We start from the raw sequence: 1,766 nt of genomic DNA on the forward strand, positions 1-1,766 counted from the left end.
CTTGATGGTACAGGCAGTGGTCTGGGTTACGCCGAGGCCGCGGCCGAGTTCGATGCTGAAGACGCCCTGCTTGGTCTGGGTCACGTGGTAGATCGCCCGGAACCAGGTCCGCAGCGTCACCTTGGTGGCGGCGAAGATGGCGCCGGCCATCATCGAAGTCTGCCGCCGGCAGGTACTGCACTGGAACAGCGCCTCGCGGCAGGCCTGTTCGGTACCGTACTGCCGCTCGAACTCGGCTTTGCTGAACCCCTTTTGGAACTGCACTGAGTTGCCGGCGACGGCCATCCTTTTGTAAGCGCACCGATGCTCCTGCTTTGTGCCACCTCAAAGGCAGCTGAGGAAGTCACGTAATCAGGTTCGGCTTTGATAGCGCGCCTGATCGAAGCGAAGCTGTTGCTCGCCGGCATTCGCAAGCGAGAGCATCCGTCGGCGTGGTTCAGAATCGGTCAGTTTTGGGTCACACGGGCGCACGAAGAGCCCCGGCCTGTGAGGGCCGGGTGCCGAGGCGCGATGTGCCGTGTGCAGGAGGCGGCCAGCCTCCGCCGCGTCAGGCCCGCCGGGGCTGAAGCGATCCAAGACCGAGCAGGGTGAGCCAGTGCGGATGGTCCTGGCCGGTCATCAGCTCCCGCGGGCTCTTGCCCTGTCGCTCGGCATGCCGGCTGCGCAGGAAGCGACGGTGGTTCAGGAAGAACCGCAGCAGGTCGAGGTACGAGCCGTCGAGATGGCGGCGCAAGGTGAAGTAGGTGCGCAGGCGCGAGTTGAGGTTCTCCACGAGTGAGCTGCTGCGCGGTGTGCTGGCCATGGGTCGGCGTACGGCATTCAACAGGATGTGGAACTTGCTTCCCATCCGCGCTCGCAGTTTGCTCTGAGGTGGTCCCCATTCGTCGGACAGCTTGGCGGCCTGGATAAGCTCGGTCCTGGTTTCCGTCAGGCCGCCAATTTCGTCATCGCATTGGCCCCATATGCCTCGTCCGGGGTCCTGCCGTCCAAGCCAGAATGTGGGCGTCTGGTATTGTACAACTCGACGCTTGAACGCCCACGGAACCACGGAACGGCGGCTGTTGTATCCGTGGCATCCCTGGAGCGGTCTCTCGGTCCACGTCCATGAGGTGATCGAGAGGGGGCGCGACGTCGCGTTGCGGTGCCGCCTCGGTGGGGATGCTGGCCGATGCCTTGAGGTGCCGGCTTGGATGTTCGAGCCGGCGGCCTGCATGCGTGTGCGTCTCGCGTCCCAGCCGCAGGTGGGCATTGGAACGCTGTTCGCCCTTGGGCGATTGCTGACGGAGGTTTCGGGCGACCGGCCAATGGATGCCTCGGCCATCGCTGCGGCGAGAGACTCCCCTGAGCAGAATCGGGGAGAGGTCGATGCAACGCTGCCCAGATCGCCGCCGGGAGAAGTCGGCAAGCCGAACTCCGCAAGCCGAACTGTTCGCCCTGCCCGGGGCAGCCAGCGACCCGGTCGGGGCGGTCTGGCCGGCACTGCCCGAGGGGACGCGCCAGGCCCTGACCGGTCTGCTGGCGCGCCTGCTGCTGGAGCGATCCCCGCGCGTCGGATATCAGCGGCAGCAGCAACCCGAGCTACAAAGCTAGTGGGTCACTTGCCTCGGAATGTGCCATAATGGCCTCTGCTGAATGGCGAAGCACCCGATGTCACGGCGCCAAAAGGATCCGCTGCGGCCCTTGAGCGAAGCGGAGCGGGCATCGCTCTCGCGGCTGAGCCACTCGCAGAGCGTCCCAGCAGCTCAGGTTGCGCGGGCGCGGGCCTT

Annotated in this window: 2 protein-coding genes and 1 pseudogene; 1 reads left to right on the top strand and 2 read right to left on the bottom strand. The window is 65.6% G+C overall.

Annotation, left to right across the window (positions count from 1 at the left end; translation table 11 throughout):
- Positions 1-285, bottom strand: a pseudogene (locus Q7A36_RS39585) (IS1595 family transposase); the annotation flags it as partial.
- Positions 286-547: 262 nt separating this feature from the next.
- The gene (locus tag Q7A36_RS39590; protein WP_305109283.1) at positions 548-847 is read right to left on the bottom strand and encodes a hypothetical protein; all 300 of its coding nucleotides are present in this window, start codon (positions 845-847) and stop codon (positions 548-550) included.
- 518 nt (positions 848-1,365) lie between these two features.
- Here Q7A36_RS39590 and Q7A36_RS39595 point away from each other — a divergent pair.
- Positions 1,366-1,590, top strand: coding sequence for a hypothetical protein (locus Q7A36_RS39595; RefSeq protein WP_305109284.1), 225 nt, complete (start codon positions 1,366-1,368; stop codon positions 1,588-1,590).
- Positions 1,591-1,766 lie beyond the last annotated feature (176 nt).

Source organism: Paracraurococcus lichenis (assembly GCF_030657435.1).
Taxonomy (GTDB): Bacteria; Pseudomonadota; Alphaproteobacteria; order Acetobacterales; family Acetobacteraceae; genus Paracraurococcus; species Paracraurococcus lichenis.